This window comes from Colwellia sp. 75C3 (assembly GCF_002836255.1).
Lineage (GTDB): Bacteria > Pseudomonadota > Gammaproteobacteria > Enterobacterales > Alteromonadaceae > Colwellia.
Genome location: NZ_PJAU01000037.1, coordinates 1 through 16113 on the forward strand (window position 1 = coordinate 1; position 16113 = coordinate 16113).

The 16113-nt window shown below is 37.4% G+C and carries 14 protein-coding genes; 8 read left to right on the forward strand and 6 right to left on the reverse strand.

Annotation, left to right across the window (positions count from 1 at the left end; all coding sequences use genetic code 11):
• Positions 1-473: 473 nt before the first annotated feature.
• Both clpA and clpS read right to left on the reverse strand, forming a co-directional pair.
• Entirely contained in the window at positions 474-2732 is a 2259-nt protein-coding gene (clpA, locus tag CXF85_RS08475) for an ATP-dependent Clp protease ATP-binding subunit ClpA (RefSeq protein ID WP_101228103.1), read from the reverse strand.
• A 20-nt stretch (positions 2733-2752) separates the two neighbouring features.
• The gene (clpS, locus tag CXF85_RS08480) at positions 2753-3073 is read right to left on the reverse strand and encodes an ATP-dependent Clp protease adapter ClpS (protein ID WP_101228104.1); all 321 of its coding nucleotides are present in this window, start codon (positions 3071-3073) and stop codon (positions 2753-2755) included.
• Positions 3074-3356: 283 nt separating this feature from the next.
• Here clpS and cspD point away from each other — a divergent pair, with 283 nt between their 5' ends.
• Positions 3357-3575 (forward strand): cold shock domain-containing protein CspD, encoded by a 219-nt coding sequence (gene cspD, locus CXF85_RS08485; protein WP_101228105.1) that lies wholly within the window; start codon positions 3357-3359, stop codon positions 3573-3575.
• A 114-nt stretch (positions 3576-3689) separates the two neighbouring features.
• Here the strand turns inward: cspD and icd are convergent, their stop codons facing one another.
• A complete protein-coding gene (icd, locus tag CXF85_RS08490) occupies positions 3690-4940 on the reverse strand; it encodes an NADP-dependent isocitrate dehydrogenase (protein WP_101228106.1) in 1251 nt (416 codons plus the stop codon).
• A 249-nt stretch (positions 4941-5189) separates the two neighbouring features.
• Complete coding sequence (locus CXF85_RS08495) at positions 5190-7421, reverse strand: NADP-dependent isocitrate dehydrogenase (RefSeq protein ID WP_101228107.1); 2232 nt, start codon at positions 7419-7421, stop codon at positions 5190-5192.
• Positions 7422-7600: 179 nt separating this feature from the next.
• Between CXF85_RS08495 and CXF85_RS08500 the strand changes: the two genes are divergently transcribed.
• The 6 genes from CXF85_RS08500 (at position 7601) to CXF85_RS08525 (ending at position 13226) form a co-directional block, all read left to right on the forward strand.
• The gene (locus CXF85_RS08500; RefSeq protein ID WP_198555570.1) at positions 7601-8206 is read left to right on the forward strand and encodes a pseudouridine synthase; all 606 of its coding nucleotides are present in this window, start codon (positions 7601-7603) and stop codon (positions 8204-8206) included.
• 190 nt (positions 8207-8396) lie between these two features.
• On the forward strand, positions 8397-8867 hold the full coding sequence (locus CXF85_RS08505; RefSeq protein WP_101228108.1) for an NUDIX hydrolase: 471 nt from the start codon (positions 8397-8399) through the stop codon (positions 8865-8867).
• Positions 8868-8979: 112 nt separating this feature from the next.
• The gene (gene mnmA / locus CXF85_RS08510; RefSeq protein WP_101228109.1) at positions 8980-10122 is read left to right on the forward strand and encodes a tRNA 2-thiouridine(34) synthase MnmA; all 1143 of its coding nucleotides are present in this window, start codon (positions 8980-8982) and stop codon (positions 10120-10122) included.
• Between the two features lie 73 nt (positions 10123-10195).
• On the forward strand, positions 10196-10828 hold the full coding sequence (gene hflD, locus CXF85_RS08515; RefSeq protein ID WP_101228110.1) for a high frequency lysogenization protein HflD: 633 nt from the start codon (positions 10196-10198) through the stop codon (positions 10826-10828).
• Between the two features lie 55 nt (positions 10829-10883).
• Positions 10884-12254: an adenylosuccinate lyase gene (gene purB / locus CXF85_RS08520; RefSeq protein ID WP_101228111.1), complete on the forward strand. Its 1371-nt coding sequence runs from the start codon at positions 10884-10886 to the stop codon at positions 12252-12254.
• Positions 12255-12752: 498 nt separating this feature from the next.
• Positions 12753-13226, forward strand: a complete 474-nt coding sequence (locus CXF85_RS08525) for a GNAT family N-acetyltransferase (RefSeq protein WP_101228112.1) — start codon at positions 12753-12755, stop codon at positions 13224-13226.
• Between the two features lie 7 nt (positions 13227-13233).
• Here the strand turns inward: CXF85_RS08525 and CXF85_RS08530 are convergent, their stop codons facing one another.
• A complete protein-coding gene (locus CXF85_RS08530) occupies positions 13234-13641 on the reverse strand; it encodes a DUF4826 family protein (RefSeq protein ID WP_101228113.1) in 408 nt (135 codons plus the stop codon).
• Between the two features lie 230 nt (positions 13642-13871).
• Here CXF85_RS08530 and CXF85_RS08535 point away from each other — a divergent pair, with 230 nt between their 5' ends.
• Positions 13872-14909: a Leu/Phe/Val dehydrogenase gene (locus CXF85_RS08535; RefSeq protein ID WP_101228114.1), complete on the forward strand. Its 1038-nt coding sequence runs from the start codon at positions 13872-13874 to the stop codon at positions 14907-14909.
• Between the two features lie 80 nt (positions 14910-14989).
• On the opposite strand, the gene CXF85_RS08540 is transcribed toward CXF85_RS08535, so the two are convergent.
• On the reverse strand, positions 14990-16093 hold the full coding sequence (locus tag CXF85_RS08540) for a phosphoribosylaminoimidazolesuccinocarboxamide synthase (RefSeq protein WP_101228115.1): 1104 nt from the start codon (positions 16091-16093) through the stop codon (positions 14990-14992).
• Between the last annotated feature and the right edge of the window lie 20 nt (positions 16094-16113).

The window sequence follows — 16113 nt, forward strand, 5'->3', positions numbered from 1 at the left end:
AATCCATGTGTCACTGGTTCGAGCCCAGTTTGGGGAGCCACATTAAAATGTGAAACGAAACCTGCTTTATGCAGGTTTTTTTTCGCCTAAAGAAAAGCAATTGTACTAACTGATTAGCCCATAACACAGTCGGCAAAGCGATGGACTGTACTCTCTTCCTCCTTTTCAAAGTATGAGCATGTATTACTGGTTCGAGCCATTATATGCAAAGAGCTGGGAGCCATATTAACATCTGAAACGAAACCTGCTTTATGCCGGTTTTGTCCGCCTGAAAAAAGTATATTCTTCTCAATTACTATAGCGATGGATACCCGATCAGAAATCTCGGGTATAACCTAATACTATCGTGGAACTTCAAAAATGATGTATTGTCATTTTGAAGTATCTCAAATAAATTAATCCATTTTATATCAGGCATAAAAAAACCTAACAATTTTAATTTGTTAGGTTTTTAATCGCTTACTTGTAAATTATTATTTCGCAGTAATTAATTCTTGTTTGTTTTCAAAGTTAATCACTAAGCGGTCTTTTTTAACATCAACTTTGGCAACGCCTCCGTGTGTTAACTCACCAAAGAGTAATTCATTTGCCAATGATTTTTTCAAATGTTCCTGAATCAAGCGTGATATAGGTCTTGCGCCCATCGACTTATCATAACCATTTTCAGCTAACCACAATCTAGCCTGCTTACTTAACTCTAGTGAAACACCTTTATCATCAAGCTGCGCTTGTAATTCAACAATGAACTTATCAACAACCTGCTGAATAACAATGTTATCTAAATGGTTGAACCATAGAATATTATCTAAGCGGTTTCTAAATTCAGGTGAAAATACTTTATTAATTTCACTTAAGGCATCAAGACTATGATCTTGTTGTTTAAAGCCAATAGATTGACGAACAGTTTCTTGAACACCAGCATTAGTTGTTAACACCAATATTATGTTTCTAAAGTCCGCTTTTCGGCCGTTATTGTCAGTTAAAGTACCATGGTCCATCACTTGCAATAAGATGTTATACACATCCTCATGAGCCTTTTCTATTTCATCCAACAATACCACTGCGTGCGGATGTTTTATAACAGCATCAGTTAACAAACCACCTTGCTCATAACCAACGTAACCAGGAGGAGCACCAATAAGTCTACTAACCGCATGTTTCTCCATATATTCTGACATATCAAAACGTAACAGCTCTATGCCCATTATTTTAGCTAACTGTTGTGTTACTTCCGTTTTACCAACACCTGTAGGACCGGCGAATAAGAAAGAGCCAACTGGCTTTTCTTCATTACCTAGGCCCGCTCGAGATAATCGAATAACGGATGAAAGCTCATCAATAGCTTTGTCTTGACCAAATACAACAAGTTTCAAGTTACGGTCAAGATTTTTTAAACCGTCTTTTTCACTAAGCGATACTGACTTTTCAGGTATTCTAGCCATTTTTGCGACAATACTTTCAATATCAGTATTATTAATGACTTTCTTTCGCTTATTAGGTGCAACAAGCTGTTGCCTAGCACCAGCTTCATCAATGACATCAATCGCTTTATCTGGAAGAAACCTTTCATTAATATATTTATCAGATAAGTGAGCAGCGGCATATAAAGCTTTATTGGTATAACGAATGCCATGATGGCTTTCATACTTTTCTTTAAGTCCTTGCAGTATTTTAGTTGTATCTGCAACACTCGGCTCTGCAATATCTATTTTTTGGAAACGACGAGCCAATGCACGATCTTTTTCAAATACACTTTGATATTCTTGGTAAGTTGTTGAGCCTAAGCAACGTATTTTACCGGCTGAAAGCAGTGGTTTAAGTAGATTAGAAGCATCCATCATGCCACCTGAAGCAGCTCCCGCGCCAATAATGGTATGGATTTCATCAATAAACAGTACTGCGTTTTTATCTTCTTCGAGCTCTTTTAATAAAGATTTAAAGCGTTTTTCGAAATCACCTCTATATTTAGTGCCCGCTAACAAAGCCCCCATATCTAAGGAGTAAATTGTCGCATCAGCTAAAAAGTCAGGAACCTCTTTATTAACAATTAAGTTAGCTAAACCTTCTGCAATGGCCGTTTTACCAACACCTGCTTCACCAACAAACAGTGGATTATTTTTTCTGCGTCGACTCAAAACTTGTAAGGCACGTTCAAGTTCATTGTCTCGCCCGATTAGCGGGTCAATATTACCTTTGAGCGCTTCTTCATTAAGGTTTACGGAAAAATTCTCTATGGTCCGTGGTTCTTCTTCGCTTTGTTGATCACCATCTAAAGTATGTGGTGCATTTTCATCATCAACTTTAGCAATACCATGAGAAATATAATTAACGATATCTAGGCGACTAATATCTGATTTCTTCAAGATATAAGCGGCTTGTGACTCTTGCTCACTAAAAATGGCAACTAGCACATTCGAACCACTGACTTCATTTTTACCTGATGATTGAACATGGAACACCGCGCGTTGTAGAACACGCTGAAAGCCTAACGTAGGTTGAGTCTCTCGTTCATCTTCTCCAACGGGGATCATCGGGGTTGTCTCGCCAATAAAATCTAATAGACTTTTACGCAATTTGGCTAAGTCTGCTCCGCAAGCGCCAAGCGCTTCAATAGCAGAAGGGTTATCTAATAATGCCAACAATAAATGTTCTACAGTCATAAATTCATGGCGAGATTCTTTAGCTTGGCGAAAGGCTAAATTCAATGATACTTCTAAGTCTTTGTTTAGCATAGCTACTCCAATTTATAACTTTATGCTTTGACCATCACACACTTTAATGGGTGCTGATTATCAAAAGCGTACTGGACAACATGTTCTACTTTTGTTTCTGCTATTTCTGCAGTATATGTGCCACAAAGGCCTTTTCCTTTATAGTGAATGGTTAACATAATATCTGTTGCTTGCTCTTCACTTTTATTAAAAAAGTTACACAATACATCTACAACAAAGTCCATCGGGGTATAGTCATCATTAAGTAAAAAAACATGGTATTTAGCCGGCTCTTCTAATTGCTCTCTAACTTCTTCTTCCACAATGCCTTGGGTGTCAAATAACTCTTTCCAGTTGCTCATATATTTATCTTAGTCTCTACTTTTTACTTTTGCTGTAACTTTTCGTGTAATTATACTTAAAAAACAGTAAAAAAAGCACTTTTTCGACTTGACTAATTTTATAAATTAGCTACGATTCTATAAGTGGCTAATATTTAGTCGCTTAGTTTGTTGTCTATGTAATTACTTATTATTTGCGTATTGTTTTGGGATTAGTCCTTTGAGGTTAATCCTTCAGTAATATGGGGTACAAAGATAAGTAAAACATAATTAAATACTAAAGGATATAAAAGGAAGTTGAAGTATGGCACACGGTACAGTTAAATGGTTTAATAATGCGAAAGGTTTTGGCTTTATTCGTCCAGATAGCGGCGGAGAAGATATTTTTGCGCACTATTCAACAATTGAGATGGATGGATATCGAACATTGAAAGCCGGACAAGATGTAGATTATGAACTTAATGATGGCCCTAAAGGTCATCATGCAGCAAGTATCAAGTTAGCTGAAGACGAATTAGAATAAATATAAAACTTTGCGCTAAAGTGACACAAAAAAACACAGCCATTTAGCTGTGTTTTTTCTTATCTACCTTCAATTATACCAACCGAACGAGTTTATTGACCCGTTTGATAATAATTACATATGTTCAATAATACAATCGCCAAACGCTGAACAAGAAACCAAGGTAGCATCATCCATAAGTCGTTCGAAATCATAAGTCACTGTTTTAGCTTTAATCGCGCCTGACATGCCTTTAAGAAGTAAATCAGCCGCTTCAAGCCAACCCATATGTCTTAACATCATTTCTGCTGATAGAATCACTGAGCCTGGGTTTACTTTGTTCTTACCAGCATACTTCGGTGCTGTTCCATGGGTAGCTTCAAACACGGCAACTTCATCACCTAAGTTTGCGCCAGGGGCAATGCCTATTCCACCAACTTGAGCAGCAAGTGCATCTGATAAGTAATCACCATTCAAGTTTAACGTTGCTATAACGCTGTACTCCGCTGGACGTAGTAATATTTGCTGTAACATAGCATCAGCAATAACATCTTTGATGATGATCTCTTTACCTGTATTAGGATTTTTAAGCGAGCACCAAGGGCCACCATCAATCAAACTAGCACCAAATTCTTCTAACGCAAGCTCATAACCCCAATCTTTAAAAGCTCCCTCAGTAAACTTCATAATGTTACCTTTATGAACCAGCGTTACCGAGTCTTTATCATTATCAATAGCGTATTGAATCGCTTGTCTAACCAAACGTTGTGTACCCTCTTTTGATACGGGTTTGATACCGATACCACAGTTTTCAGTAAAGCGAATATTACTTGCGCCCATTTCTTCAGTCAGAAACTCAATCATGGCTTTTGCTTTATCACTACCCGCTTTGAATTCAATACCTGCATAAATATCTTCAGTGTTTTCTCTAAAGATAACCATATCAACTTCTGATGGTCTTTTAACCGGACTTGGAACGCCGGTAAACCACTGCACAGGACGTTGGCATACATAAAGATCAAGCATTTGTCTTATCGCTACATTCAAAGAACTCATTCCCCCACCAACAGGTGTGGTCAATGGCCCTTTTATGGAAACTTTGTATTCTTGTAATATTTCTAGTGTTTCATCAGGAAGCCAAGTTTCACTATCATACATTTTTGTGGCTTTTTCACCTGCATAGACTTCCATCCATGCTATTTTTCTATCGCCTGAATACGCTTTTTCAACTGCAGCATTCACAACTTTTAGCATCGGTGGTGTTACATCAACACCTATGCCATCACCTTCAATAAAAGGAATTATTGGATTATTTGGTACTGATAATTTACCGTCAATAAAAGTAATTTTATCTCCGGTAGTGGGAATGGTGATTTGATTAGTCATAGGACGAACTCCACATTAAACGGGTATAGGAAGATTACTCTACTAAACTAATTCAAAAATGACCTAGGCACTAATCACTATTTAGTGATACCCACTATCACTAACATGAATAAATATCACTTAGACTAAAGTCTAACGGCAAAAAAAAGACATAAAAAAAGCTAAGTATTATTACTTAGCTTTTTATTTAATACGGTGCTATTCGCTAGCACCTGATCATTTGTACTTTATTTAAAACAATTAGTTATCTTAAAGTAGTGCAGATAAAATTGTATTAAATGTTTCACTTGGTCGCATTGCTTTTTCTGCAAGTTGAGTATCAGCAAAATAATAACCATTAATATCAATAGCTGGACCTTGAGCTGCATTTAATTCAGCTACAATTTTTTCTTCCTGCTTGGTTAGCGCTTGAGATACACCAGTAAAACTTTCTTGAAGTTCAGTATCACTTGTTTGCGCTGCAATAGCTTGTGCCCAGTACATTGCAAGATAGAAGTGACTACCACGGTTGTCTAACTCGCCAACTCTGCGAGAAGGTGATTTGTTCGTATCTAAGAACTTACCTGTGGCCGAATCTAACGTATCAGCTAGTATTTGTGCTTTAGCATTACCTGTTGTTACCGCAACATGTTCAAGTGATGCAGCAAGCGCTAAAAATTCACCTAAAGAATCCCAACGTAAGTGATTTTCTTTTTCGAATTGTTGAACGTGCTTAGGTGCAGAGCCACCAGCACCCGTTTCGAATAAACCACCACCATTCATTAATGGCACAATTGAAAGCATCTTAGCGCTAGTACCCAATTCTAAAATTGGGAACAAATCTGTTAAGTAATCACGTAATACATTACCGGTAACTGATATTGCATCTTCACCTTTAGCAACACGTGCAAGGGTATACTCACAGGCTTTAACTGGCTCTAATATTTGAATATCTAAACCAGTAATATCGTGATCTGCTAAATAAGTATTAACTTTTTTGATCATTTCTGCATCATGGCCACGATTTTCATCTAACCAAAATACCGTTGGAGTACCCGTCGCTTTAGCACGAGTAACGGCTAATTTAACCCAATCTTGAATAGGCGCATCTTTCACCTGACACATTCTGAAAATATCACCTTCAGCAACAATTTGTTCAATCAGTGTTTCGCCATTGGCATTAACAACACGAACAACACCTGTTCCAGACATGGTGAATGTTTTATCGTGTGAGCCGTACTCTTCAGCTTTTTGAGCCATTAAGCCAACATTTGGTACCGTACCCATAGTTGATGGGTTGAAAGCACCATTTTCACGACAAAAATCAACTACTGCTGAGAAAACACCAGCGTAGTTACGATCAGGGATCATGAACTTAGTATCTTTTTGCTGACCATCCGGTGCCCACATCATACCTGAAGCGCGAAGTGCTGCTGGCATTGATGCATCAATGATTACATCACTTGGTACGTGTAAGTTAGTAATACCCTTATCAGAGTCAACCATAGCCATTTCTGGACGAGTTGCATAAACAGCTTGTAAATCTGCTTCGATTTCTGCTTTTTGATCTGCAGATAAACGTGCGATCTTAGCGTAAACATCACCAATACCGTTATTAGCGTCAACACCTAATTGCTCAAAAGTAGCTGCATGTTTAGCAAAAACATCTTTATAGAACACTTTAACTGCGTGACCAAACATGATTGGATCTGACACTTTCATCATCGTTGCTTTTAAATGCAATGAAAGTAAAACATCTTCTTCTTTCGCTTTATTAATTTCAGTCTCAAAGAATTCAACCAAGGCTGATTTGCTCATTACTGACGCATCAATAATTTCTTTGTCTAATAATGGTAACTTTGACTTCAATAAGGTTACATCACCGTTTTGTGCAACAAATTCAATATTTACACTGGTTGCGCCATTAATAGTTACAGATTTTTCACTGCCGTAAAAATCACCTGATGCCATATGAGCAACATGAGATTTTGATTCTTTAGACCAAGCGCCCATTGAATGTGGGTTATTACGGGCATATTGTTTAACAGAACCAGGAGCACGACGATCTGAGTTACCTTCACGTAATACCGGATTAACTGCTGAACCTAATACTTTAGCGTAAGTTAGCTTAATAGACTCTTCTGCTTCGTTTTGTGGCTCAGCAGGATAGTTAGGTAAGTCAAAGCCTTTAGCTTGTAACTCTTTAATAACCAATTCTAACTGTGGAATAGACGCTGAAATATTTGGCAGTTTGATAATATTAGCTTCTGGTGTTTTAGCTAAATCACCTAACTCAGCCAAAGCATCTTCGACACGTTGTTCTTCAGTTAAGTATTTTGGGAAATTAGCTAAAATACGAGCAGCTAAAGAAATATCACGTGTTTCAACGTTAATACCTGAAGAAGCGGTATAAGCTTGAATAATTGGTAATAAAGAATACGTCGCTAAGGCAGGCGCTTCATCGGTAATAGTATAAATGATTTTTGAGTTATCAGTGCTCATTGAGATTCCTACTTTAATTAGCCAACAGCTCCGGTGATCACATAAAAATTCACTAGAAATTAATTAATATTCACCCAAGCTAAAATTTATTTTTCGCGCGCATAGTATAGTAATTCAAAGCGTATTAATATAGCAGTGCGAAAAGCCATTACAAATTTTGAAGGAAAATAAATCTAAAAATGAATCAGAGCAAAGGCTATACAAGACATGCCGCTAAAACACAGCAAAAGGTACGACCAGTTAACGAAAAGCGAAAAATCGTGCTTTTCAATAAACCCTTTGATGTTTTATGCCAATTTACCGATGAGGATAATCGCCGTACCTTAAAAGACTTTATCAATATACCTGGTGTATATGCTGCAGGCCGACTTGATAGGGACAGTGAAGGTTTATTGTTACTTACAAATGATGGCAAGTTACAACATCAAATAGCTAATCCAGTGAAAAAAACGGAGAAAACGTATTGGGTGCAAATTGAAGGAGCACCTTTAGATGAAGATTTAGCTAAATTACGCCAAGGAGTTAAATTAAAGGATGGTATGACTAAACCCGCTAAAGTCACCATTATGCAAGAACCTAACGTTTGGCCACGCAATCCACCTATTAGAGAGCGCGCTAGTATCCCAACCACTTGGCTGGAAATTACTATAACTGAAGGTCGTAATAGACAAGTAAGGCGCATGACAGCAAACATAGGCTTCCCTACCCTTCGACTCATTAGATATCGTATTGGTAACTGGACCTTAGACGATATTAATAATGGAGAATATAAAGTTGAAGAGTAACGACCGTATTCTATCGCGTTCTAATAACGATGAGAAAAACGACCATGGAGCAGCACAATTCAAGCCAAATACAACTGTTGCTGTATTTCTAAAAGACACTTTTTAAATTTGAGCATTATGTCTTTTCGATTTACAACTATAAAACACAGCCAACACTCTGAAATAAAAAACACTTAAAGGTTTGATTTAAATGACAAATATAGAACACGGGGTAGACCAGTTCAAACCGAACTGCACTGTTGCTGCTGTTATCCATCATCAAGGCAAGTTTTTATTTGTTGAAGAACAAGAAAACAGCAAGATAGTTTACAATCAACCCGCTGGACACCTAGAAGAAAATGAAAGCCTTATTACTGCAATACAGCGAGAAGTACTCGAAGAAACGGGATTAGCCTTAGAGCCCGATTACCTGTGCGGTATTTATTATTTTCATCGTCCAGATCTTAAGCTATATTTTTTACGTTTTTGTTTTGTCATCGAATTAGAACAGTGGTTAACCGGTCAACCACAAGACAATGAAATAATCGATACCCATTGGTTTACACTCGACCAAATAAAGGAAAAACGTCAAGAATTACGTAGTTCTATGGTGCTAGAATGTATTGAAGATTACCTAGCGGGCAATAAAATTCCCTTATCACAGTTAAAATCTAATCTTTAATCTATATCCTGCTTGTTCTGCATGTTATAATGTCGCGCCTCTAATTTCGGCATACTTAGTTAGTACCGTTAGTTAGTACACTTATTTCTTAACGTCTATTGGTCAAATAAACATGTTAACAGCCTCAAATAATAAAGCCCCAGAGCAAACCAAAGTCATTGTTGGTATGTCTGGAGGTGTCGACTCATCTGTCTCTGCTTATTTGCTACAAGAGCAAGGTTATCAAGTAGAAGGCTTATTTATGAAGAATTGGGAAGAGGATGATACTGATGAGTATTGTGCTGCAGCCCAAGACTTGCAAGATGCACAGGCTATTTGTGACAAACTAGATATTAAATTACATACTATCAATTTTGCTACTGAATATTGGGACAATGTTTTCGAGTACTTTCTTGAAGAATACAAAGCGGGACGCACGCCTAACCCCGATATCATGTGTAATAAAGAAATAAAGTTCAAAGCTTTTTTAGAGTTTGCTTGTGAAGACTTAGGCGCCGACTACATTGCCACGGGTCATTACGTTCAACGTGAGTTACGCGATAATTCATGGAAAATGATACGAGGTCTTGATAATAACAAGGACCAAAGCTACTTCCTTTATACACTTGATGAAAAACAATTAGCACAAACATTATTTCCTGTCGGTCATATCGAAAAGCCAGAAGTTCGCGCTATTGCAGAGAAAGCTGGGCTAATTACCCACAATAAAAAAGACAGCACCGGTATTTGTTTTATTGGTGAGCGTAAATTTAAAGACTTCCTTGGTCAATATTTACCTGCCAAGCCAGGTATTATTGAGTCAGCTGAAGGTGTCGCTGTCGGTCATCACGATGGTTTGATGTACCATACTTTAGGTCAACGAAAAGGCCTGCGTATTGGTGGTTTAGCCGATGCTGGTGAAGCGCCATGGTATGTTGTTGAAAAAGATTTATTACGCAATGTGCTTATTGTTGGTCAAGGGCATAATCACCCTCGCCTATTTTCTAAAGGCTTAATTGCTAATCAGCTACATTGGGTTGATAGAAAAGAACTAACTAGTAGCATTAAATGCACCGTAAAGACGCGTTATCGTCAAGAAGATGTTTCATGTACTGTCACTCCCCTTTCTGTATCAACAACTGGCGAAGCTGTTACCGGTGAATATCAAATAGACTTTACCGAACAGCAAAGTTCAGTAACGCCAGGACAGTCCGTGGTATTTTATCAAGATGATGTCTGTTTAGGTGGCGGTATCATTGATACCCTTATTCGCTAATATTGAGCATGACTAAGCCAAGTTCAACTAAGACTAATAAAGTAAAACAGATAAACTAAAAACTAGAGAAAAAATGAAAGATCAAACAATTACCTTTGCGGCTATTTGCCAAGTAGCTTATCAAGTACAGCACGTATCACGCACGGGGCAAATCACTGATGAAGATTTCGGTGTTTTATTACAAAGTATCATTGAAACCTCGCCAGTCAATACCTTAGCGGTTTATGGTGGGAAAATCGATAATATCAAAAAAGGTCTTGAGCTATTAATCAGCCATTTAGGCAGCGATGATGGTAGTTCTGGCTCAAAAAAACACAAAGATCCCGAATTAACTCGCTACATCATTAGCTTAATAAATTTAGAAAGACGCCTTGCTAAACAACCGCAACAGCTTAATGCTCTGGGTGAACGTATAAACGCAACCGAACGCCAACTTGAGCATTACGGTCTAACAAGTGACACCTTAACGGCAAGTTTCGCTAGTATTTATAGCGATATTATCAGTCCATTAGGACATAAGATTCAAGTCACTGGCGAACCAAGTATTTTAAAGCAAAACGTCAATCAATATAAAATTAGAGCTTTATTATTAGCGGGTATACGTGCGGCCGTATTATGGCGACAAGTCGGTGGTAAAAGACGCCACATATTATTCAGCCGTAAAAAAATAGTCGATACAGCTAAAGAATTACTCAACACTATTTAACTCTTAAACTGAGCCTATTAGTTAAAGAGAATATTAATATAACCTAGGAAAAATTATGGAACTTTCAGCATTAAGTGCAATATCACCTGTAGATGGTCGTTATGGTAGCAAAGTAAAATCATTGCGCCCTATTTTTAGTGAGTTTGGCCTAATTAAATACCGTGTTACTGTTGAAGTACGTTGGTTACAAAAACTTGCAGCAACAAGCGCAATAGCAGAAGTTCCTGCATTTACTGCACAAGCAAATGATGTTTTAAATAACATTGTTACTAACTTCAGTGAAGAAGATGCTTTATCAATCAAAAAGATTGAAGCAACAACTAACCATGATGTAAAAGCAGTTGAATACTTCTTGAAAGAAAAAATTGCTGATAACGTTGAATTAAACGCAGTAACTGAATTTATTCACTTTGCTTGTACTTCAGAAGATATCAACAACTTATCGCACGCTCTAATGTTAACGGATTGTCGTGAAAATGTTTTATTACCAGAAATGGATAACATTTTAGCGGCAATGAAAGCGCTAGCGATTGAATACAAAACTATTCCAATGATGTGTCGTACTCATGGCCAACCTGCTTCTCCTAGCACGCTAGGTAAAGAGATGGCTAACGTGTATGTACGTCTACAACGTCAACGTGAGCAAATTTCTAACGTTGAAATGTTAGGTAAAATTAACGGTGCTGTTGGTAACTACAATGCTCACCTTAGTGCTTACCCTGAAGTTGACTGGCATGAATTTGCTAATGAATTTGTTACTTCATTAGGTTTATCATTCAACGCATTTACGACTCAAATTGAACCACATGATTATATTGCTGAGTTATTTGATGCTGTAGCACGTTTTAATACCATTTTAATCGATTTTGATCGTGATATTTGGGGTTACATCGCTATGGGTCACTTCAAGCAAAAGACTATTGCTGGTGAAATTGGCTCATCAACTATGCCACATAAAGTTAACCCAATTGATTTCGAAAACTCAGAAGGTAACTTAGGCATTGCTAATGCACTATTCACTCACCTTTCTCAAAAATTGCCTATTTCTCGCTGGCAGCGTGACTTAACTGACTCAACAGTTTTACGTAACTTAGGTGTTGGTTTTGCTCATACAATGATCGCTTACGGCGCTACATTAAAAGGTATTAGCAAGTTAGAAGTAAATGAAGCTAACTTAGCTGCTGAATTAGACAGTAATTGGGAAGTATTAGCAGAGCCAGTACAAACGGTTATGCGTCGTTACGGTATTGAGAAGCCTTATGAGAAGCTAAAAGAACTAACACGTGGCAAACGTGTTAATGGCGACTCTATGCGTGCTTTTATCATGACACTTGAATTACCTGAACATGCTAAAGCTCAGTTATGTGAAATGACTCCTGCTAGCTACATTGGCCGCGCAGTTGCATTCATTGATGAACTAAAATAGATAGTAAAATAGATATTTCTATCTAAATAGTATAAAAAAGAAGGCACTACGCCTTCTTTTTTTATGTCTAAAATTTATACCGAATCTATTAAACTAACTTAACTTAACCTTCGGTAACAAACCGTATAATAAAAGAACAAAAAAACACGAATCTGTATTGGCAATAACCCAAATTTTTAACTAGTCTGAATGTACTTCTGGTTTATACCAAGTCCATTAAGTTAGTTCCCTTTCAGAGCTTACCTGCGGTTTGAGAACAAGTAGAATTTTTTTGCATATAGTCACTCTATATGAAAGAAATTCTGTGCAGTTATCGAATCGTAGGAAAGCTCCCGAAGGGCGATTTTAAAAGGCTTACATGCTGCGTTATTGATTTTGATAAGGGAATAGCCATTATCTACAATCAATGCCTTGCCTCTAAGCCTTTTAACTCTCGCTGAGCGGGAAGTTACTTATTGGAATTGGTATTACCTTCACTAGTTAACGTTGGTTCTTTAAATGTCTTACAGTATTAGCCAAGTAAAATGGCAACAAGCAGCTCCGCTACTTAAAAACATTCGTGAAAAAGTCTTTGTCTGTGAAAGACGCATCCCCAAAAAAATTGAATTTGATCAAGGTGACAGAACCGCTTATCACATGTTGGTATGTGATGATAAAAATCAAGAACCTATTGCTACAGGTCGCATATCCCCACAAGGTGAAATAAGTCGAATCGCGGTAGTTATGGGTTATAGAAGTGAAAAAATAGATAAATTTATAATGTTGGGGTTATTTCGTATTGCAGATAGGTTAACTCTTAAAGAAGTATTTATTTCAAGTCCACTTGAAAAAGTAGAATATTTTACTAAGCATGAGTTTTATCCTATCGGCTCAGTATATATGGAAGCTGGCATGCCAAAACAACGAATGGCATGCGCAATATCTAAAGCAGTTAAACATGCTGAAAAAGCAAAGTATTACTTAAATCACTAATGCTGAACTATTTTGACTGCCATAAAGACTCATCATCATATAGCTTATACAAGCCCTCAGCACGACCAATTAATAACTGAGCAAAATTCTTTTGTTCTTCATTTTCAGCTTGTAATAAATTTTCAGCTTGCATTTGCCACTTTAAAGCAAAGTGTCTTAATGCCTCACGGGCATTTGGTGCTACATCAACACTGCTATGGTCACTAGGTAAGTCGCCACATAAAACCCAAAACTTTTTACCATCCATTGCCGTTAATTTCCATAACGCCAATAAAGGTACTAAATAGCGACTTTCTTCTACAGTAACACTATTAGTAACAATACCTTTCTCGGCTAAGTATTTAGTCGCTATTTGATATTGTTTTTTTACCCACTGCTGCTGTTCTTCTTCTGTCATCTCTACTGCTTCGGTCATTTTAACTCTCTAATTATTCGGGTTTATTTGGGGTTAGTTATTTATAAAGTAAACAAGGTTGTCATGATTAATTTGCAAGTTGTAGCTTTTCGCTTACAGCTAGCAACTTAATATTAAATTGTTAATTTTATCAGTGACTAGCTTGGCTATTTTCTAGGTGCTATCGTTCCTTAACAACATTACAACACATTTAAATTGCCTTTTCTAGCAAGAAAAAATGGAGATACCTGATGGCTTTATTTGATTTACCTGATTTTGATGACCACGAGCAAGTAGTTTATTGCAGTGATGATACAAGTGGACTAAAGGCTATTATTGCCGTACATAGTACCAAACTTGGTGCAGCTGTAGGTGGCTGTAGAATGTGGGATTATGCGAGTGACGAGGAAGCCCTTGTTGATGTGTTGCGACTATCAAAGGGCATGACATATAAAAATGCGATGGCTGGTCTTAAGATGGGTGGTGGGAAGTCTGTCATTATTGGCGATGCTAAAACACTTAAATCTGAAGCACTGTTCAAAGCTTTTGGTGAAGCATTAAATAGGCTCAATGGACGCTACTTGAGCGCAGAGGATGTCAATATTACGACAAGTGATATCGCTATCGCAAATAGTGTGACCCCCTTCGTAACAGGTACCGAAGGTAAGAGTGGTAATCCCGCTCCCTTTACTGCCCTTGGCACATTTCTAGGTATCAAAGCCTCGGTAAAACATAAACTTAATCGTGATGATTTAACTGGTCTAAAAGTTGCTGTTCAAGGTCTAGGTAGCGTTGGATATGCTTTGTGTGAACACCTTCACAACGCTGGCGCAGAACTGATTATCACAGATATCAACCACGCAGCTTTAGACCTTGCCGCTACTGAGTTTAATGCTACGGTTGTTGGGTTAGACGAAATATACGATCAAGACGTTGATATTTATGCTCCTTGTGCACTAGGTGCCACTATCAATGATGAAACATTAAGTCGTTTGAAAGCGAGTATTATCGCAGGCTGTGCAAATAATCAATTATCTGAGCCCCGCCACGATCAAGCACTAGTTGAGCATGGTATTTTATACGCGCCAGATTATGTAATTAATGCTGGTGGTATTATTAATGTCTCATTTGAAGATAATTACGATAAAGTAAAATCAACTGAAAAGGTTGGCGATATTTATCACACCTTATTAGATATTTACGCTAAAGCTGATATTCAAAACAGACCTACTGGCATCATTGCTGATGAAATGGCACGTGAAATAATCAAAAATGGTGGTAAAACATAACCACGGTCGATGATCATAAATAACAGATAATAAAAAACCAGCAATAAGCTGGTTTTTTTATTGATTAACTATTTTACAACTTAATCAATTAACTGATATTGCTCACGCAAAATCGAAACAATTTCAGCTTTAGGGTTATCAGATAAAATTATTTTTTCACCGGTAATTTTTTCAGCGATATCGGTATAAGTTTTTGACACATCCATCAATACAGACAACGGCAACTTATTGTCACGTGCTAATGCTTCACGCTCATCCATACGATCCTTATTTAATAAAACATCTGGATCTGGAAAGTGTTTTAATAATAGCTGACGAAAGCCCTCTTTAGAGTTTTCAACAACATTGCCTGCACGATATTGTTCGCCGTCCCATATACGTGAAGAATCAGGTGTACCGACTTCATCCATATAAATTAGTTTGTCATCACCATTAACGTCTTTGACATAACCAAACTCAAATTTAGTATCAACAAATACTTGATCTATTTTTGATAAAGCGGCTGAAATAACATCAAAACCTTCGGTCAGTAGTTTTTCATAACGTGCGATATCACCGATAGATTTAAAGTTGAACGCTTCAAAATTATCTTCAATATTTTTTCGGGTAATATTCACATCATCAACTGCAGGAACGCCAGGAATACCTTCTAAAATACCTTTAGTAGAAGGTGTTTGCAGTAGTGATGTTAATTTACTATCTTTTTCTAACCCTTCAGGTAATTCAATACCACAAAAGTCTCTTTCACCCTTAGTGTATGAACGCCACATTGAACCGGTAATATATTGACGACAGATAGCCTCAATCATCACTGGCTTAGCTTTTTGCACAATCCATACAAATGGGTGTGGGATGTCTAAGATATGACTATCGGCTAGCCCTTGCTCTTTAAACAACTTAAACCAATGGTTTGATATAGCATTTAATGCTGCACCTTTACCTGGTACACCACGCATATCATTCTCACCTGACCAAATACAGTCAAAAGCTGAGATTCGGTCACTAATCACCATAATAGCTAATGAAGTATCACTTGGAACATCATAGCCCTTCTCTTCGATAAGACGTTTGCTATCTGTTGCTGTTAACCAATAAACAGAGCGCACTTTACCGCTGTGTACCGGTGCATCAGTACGGATAGGAAGGTCGTTATTAACAGCTAAAACTTTATCAGCTAGATTCATACTTAGTTCTCTTGATTATT